2 rRNA genes are annotated in these 5,047 nt (G+C 56.9%); both read left to right on the top strand.

The annotated features are described in order from the left end of the window. The first annotated feature begins 57 nt into the window (after nucleotides 1-57). Nucleotides 58-1,585: ribosomal RNA gene (locus tag G6045_RS39170) — 16S ribosomal RNA — on the top strand. Nucleotides 1,586-1,901: 316 nt separating this feature from the next. Further along, nucleotides 1,902-5,025: ribosomal RNA gene (locus G6045_RS39175) — 23S ribosomal RNA — on the top strand. The 16S and 23S rRNA genes sit together here, the layout of an rRNA operon. The last annotated feature ends 22 nt before the right edge of the window (nucleotides 5,026-5,047 follow it).

The following is a 5,047-nucleotide window of genomic DNA, read 5'->3' on the forward strand; positions in this document are numbered from 1 at the left end:
GCTTATTCCGCTGACTGTCCCGCTCAACGCGGATGCTCACCCGATTACGGGTAAACATTCACGGAGAGTTTGATCCTGGCTCAGGACGAACGCTGGCGGCGTGCTTAACACATGCAAGTCGAACGATGAACCGCTTTCGGGCGGGGATTAGTGGCGAACGGGTGAGTAACACGTGGGCAATCTGCCCTTCACTCTGGGACAAGCCCTGGAAACGGGGTCTAATACCGGATAACACCTGCTGCCTCATGGCAGCAGGTTAAAAGCTCCGGCGGTGAAGGATGAGCCCGCGGCCTATCAGCTTGTTGGTGGGGTAATGGCCTACCAAGGCGACGACGGGTAGCCGGCCTGAGAGGGCGACCGGCCACACTGGGACTGAGACACGGCCCAGACTCCTACGGGAGGCAGCAGTGGGGAATATTGCACAATGGGCGAAAGCCTGATGCAGCGACGCCGCGTGAGGGATGACGGCCTTCGGGTTGTAAACCTCTTTCAGCAGGGAAGAAGCGAAAGTGACGGTACCTGCAGAAGAAGCGCCGGCTAACTACGTGCCAGCAGCCGCGGTAATACGTAGGGCGCAAGCGTTGTCCGGAATTATTGGGCGTAAAGAGCTCGTAGGCGGCCAGTCGCGTCGGGTGTGAAAGACCGGGGCTTAACCCCGGTTCTGCATTCGATACGGGCTGGCTAGAGTGTGGTAGGGGAGATCGGAATTCCTGGTGTAGCGGTGAAATGCGCAGATATCAGGAGGAACACCGGTGGCGAAGGCGGATCTCTGGGCCATTACTGACGCTGAGGAGCGAAAGCGTGGGGAGCGAACAGGATTAGATACCCTGGTAGTCCACGCCGTAAACGGTGGGAACTAGGTGTTGGCGACATTCCACGTCGTCGGTGCCGCAGCTAACGCATTAAGTTCCCCGCCTGGGGAGTACGGCCGCAAGGCTAAAACTCAAAGGAATTGACGGGGGCCCGCACAAGCAGCGGAGCATGTGGCTTAATTCGACGCAACGCGAAGAACCTTACCAAGGCTTGACATCACCCGGAAAGCATTAGAGATAGTGCCCCCCTTGTGGTCGGGTGACAGGTGGTGCATGGCTGTCGTCAGCTCGTGTCGTGAGATGTTGGGTTAAGTCCCGCAACGAGCGCAACCCTTGTCCCGTGTTGCCAGCAACTTCTTCGGAAGGTTGGGGACTCACGGGAGACCGCCGGGGTCAACTCGGAGGAAGGTGGGGACGACGTCAAGTCATCATGCCCCTTATGTCTTGGGCTGCACACGTGCTACAATGGCCGGTACAATGAGCTGCGATACCGCAAGGTGGAGCGAATCTCAAAAAGCCGGTCTCAGTTCGGATTGGGGTCTGCAACTCGACCCCATGAAGTCGGAGTTGCTAGTAATCGCAGATCAGCATTGCTGCGGTGAATACGTTCCCGGGCCTTGTACACACCGCCCGTCACGTCACGAAAGTCGGTAACACCCGAAGCCGGTGGCCCAACCCCTTGTGGGAGGGAGCTGTCGAAGGTGGGACCAGCGATTGGGACGAAGTCGTAACAAGGTAGCCGTACCGGAAGGTGCGGCTGGATCACCTCCTTTCTAAGGAGCACTTCTCACCAACAACCCTCGGGTTGCTGGTCAGAGGCCAGTACATCAGCGAATGTCTGATGCTGGTTGCTCATGGGTGGAACGTTGACTATTCGGCACAGACAGTTCGAGATGAATGTGAGTACTGCCTTCGGGCGTGGAAAGCGGATCTGATCAACTGGCTGTGCCGGGCACGTTGTTGGGTATCTGAAGGTACGGGCTTTTGCCTGTCCTTCGGGATGCCGGCCCCAGTGAACTTGACCAGTAGGTCAGGGTGATGGGTGGTTGGTCGTTGTTTGAGAACTGCACAGTGGACGCGAGCATCTGTGGCCAAGTTTTTAAGGGCGCACGGTGGATGCCTTGGCACCAGGAACCGATGAAGGACGTGGGAGGCCACGATAGTCCCCGGGGAGCCGTCAACCAGGCTTTGATCCGGGGGTTTCCGAATGGGGAAACCCGGCAGTCGTCATGGGCTGTCACCCACTGCTGAACACATAGGCAGTGTGGAGGGAACGAGGGGAAGTGAAACATCTCAGTACCCTCAGGAAGAGAAAACAACCGTGATTCCGGGAGTAGTGGCGAGCGAAACCGGATGAGGCCAAACCGTATACGTGTGAGACCCGGCAGGGGTTGCGTATACGGGGTTGTGGGATCTCTCTTTCACAGTCTGCCGGCTGTGAGACGAGTCAGAAACCGTTGATGTAGACGAAGGACATGCGAAAGGTCCGGCGTAGAGGGTAAGACCCCCGTAGTCGAAACGTCAACGGCTCGTTTGAGAGACACCCAAGTAGCACGGGGCCCGAGAAATCCCGTGTGAATCTGGCGGGACCACCCGCTAAGCCTAAATATTCCCTGGTGACCGATAGCGGATAGTACCGTGAGGGAATGGTGAAAAGTACCGCGGGAGCGGAGTGAAATAGTACCTGAAACCGTGTGCCTACAAGCCGTGGGAGCGTCGCGCATTGAGTTTACTCAATGCGTCGTGACTGCGTGCCTTTTGAAGAATGAGCCTGCGAGTTAGCGGTGTGTAGCGAGGTTAACCCGTGTGGGGAAGCCGTAGCGAAAGCGAGTCCGAATAGGGCGATTGAGTTGCACGCTCTAGACCCGAAGCGGAGTGATCTAGCCATGGGCAGGTTGAAGCGGCTGTAAGAGGTCGTGGAGGACCGAACCCACCAAGGTTGAAAACTTGGGGGATGACCTGTGGTTAGGGGTGAAAGGCCAATCAAACTCCGTGATAGCTGGTTCTCCCCGAAATGCATTTAGGTGCAGCGTCGTGTGTTTCTTGCCGGAGGTAGAGCACTGGATAGGCGATGGGCCCTACCGGGTTACTGACCTTAGCCAAACTCCGAATGCCGGTAAGTGAGAGCACGGCAGTGAGACTGTGGGGGATAAGCTCCATGGTCGAGAGGGAAACAGCCCAGAGCATCGACTAAGGCCCCTAAGCGTACGCTAAGTGGGAAAGGATGTGGAGTCGCACAGACAACCAGGAGGTTGGCTTAGAAGCAGCCACCCTTGAAAGAGTGCGTAATAGCTCACTGGTCTAGTGATTCCGCGCCGACAATGTAGCGGGGCTCAAGCGTACCGCCGAAGTCGTGTCATTCACACAATAGGGCCAACGCCTGTGTGGATGGGTAGGGGAGCGTCGTGTGCCGGGTGAAGCAGCCGCGGAAGCGAGTTGTGGACGGTTCACGAGTGAGAATGCAGGCATGAGTAGCGATACACACGTGAGAAACGTGTGCGCCGATTGACTAAGGGTTCCTGGGTCAAGCTGATCTGCCCAGGGTAAGTCGGGACCTAAGGCGAGGCCGACAGGCGTAGTCGATGGACAACCGGTTGATATTCCGGTACCCGCTTTGAAACGCCCAATACTGAATCCTCTGATGCTAAGCCCGTGAAGCCGTTCCGGACCCTTCGGGGAAAGGAAAGTGGTGGAGCCGGCGATCCAAGGTGGTAGTAGGTAAGCGATGGGGTGACGCAGGAAGGTAGTCCAGCCCGGGCGGTGGTAGTCCCGGGGTAAGGGTGTAGGCCGTGTGATAGGCAAATCCGTCACACATTAAGGCTGAGACCTGATGCCGAGCCGATTGTGGTGAAGTGGATGATCCTATGCTGTCGAGAAAAGCCTCTAGCGAGTTTCATGGCGGCCCGTACCCTAAACCGACTCAGGTGGTCAGGTAGAGAATACCGAGGCGTTCGGGTGAACTATGGTTAAGGAACTCGGCAAAATGCCCCCGTAACTTCGGGAGAAGGGGGGCCATTCCTGGTGATGAGATTTACTCTCTGAGCTGGGGGTGGCCGCAGAGACCAGCGAGAAGCGACTGTTTACTAAAAACACAGGTCCGTGCGAAGCCGTAAGGCGATGTATACGGACTGACGCCTGCCCGGTGCTGGAACGTTAAGGGGACCGGTTAGTCCAACTTCGGTTGGGCGAAGCTGAGAACTTAAGCGCCAGTAAACGGCGGTGGTAACTATAACCATCCTAAGGTAGCGAAATTCCTTGTCGGGTAAGTTCCGACCTGCACGAATGGCGTAACGACTTCTCGACTGTCTCAACCATAGGCCCGGTGAAATTGCACTACGAGTAAAGATGCTCGTTTCGCGCAGAAGGACGGAAAGACCCCGGGACCTTTACTACAGTTTGATATTGGTGTTCGGTTCGGCTTGTGTAGGATAGCTGGGAGACTTTGAACCAGCCACGCCAGTGGTTGGGGAGTCGTCGTTGAAATACCAGTCTGGTCGTGCTGGATGTCTAACCTCGGTCCGTGATCCGGATCAGGGACAGTGTCTGATGGGTAGTTTAACTGGGGCGGTTGCCTCCCAAAGAGTAACGGAGGCGCCCAAAGGTTCCCTCAGCCTGGTTGGCAATCAGGTGTTGAGTGTAAGTGCACAAGGGAGCTTGACTGTGAGACCGACGGGTCGAGCAGGGACGAAAGTCGGGACTAGTGATCCGGCGGTGGCTTGTGGAAGCGCCGTCGCTCAACGGATAAAAGGTACCCCGGGGATAACAGGCTGATCTTCCCCAAGAGTCCATATCGACGGGATGGTTTGGCACCTCGATGTCGGCTCGTCGCATCCTGGGGCTGGAGTCGGTCCCAAGGGTTGGGCTGTTCGCCCATTAAAGCGGTACGCGAGCTGGGTTTAGAACGTCGTGAGACAGTTCGGTCCCTATCCTCTGTGCGCGTAGGAATATTGAGAAGGGCTGTCCCTAGTACGAGAGGACCGGGACGGACGAACCTCTGGTGTGCCAGTTGTACCGCCAGGTGCATGGCTGGTTGGCTACGTTCGGAAAGGATAACCGCTGAAAGCATCTAAGCGGGAAGCCTGCTTCGAGATGAGTATTCCCACCCCCTTTGAGGGGTTAAGGCTCCCAGTAGACGACTGGGTTGATAGGCCGGATGTGGAAGCCCTGTAAAGGGTGGAGCTGACCGGTACTAATAGGCCGAGGGCTTGTCCTCAGTTGCTCGCGTCCACTGTGTT

Origin of the sequence: Streptomyces mesophilus (assembly GCF_011044995.1) — a bacterium.
GTDB lineage: Bacteria > Actinomycetota > Actinomycetes > Streptomycetales > Streptomycetaceae > Streptomyces > Streptomyces mesophilus.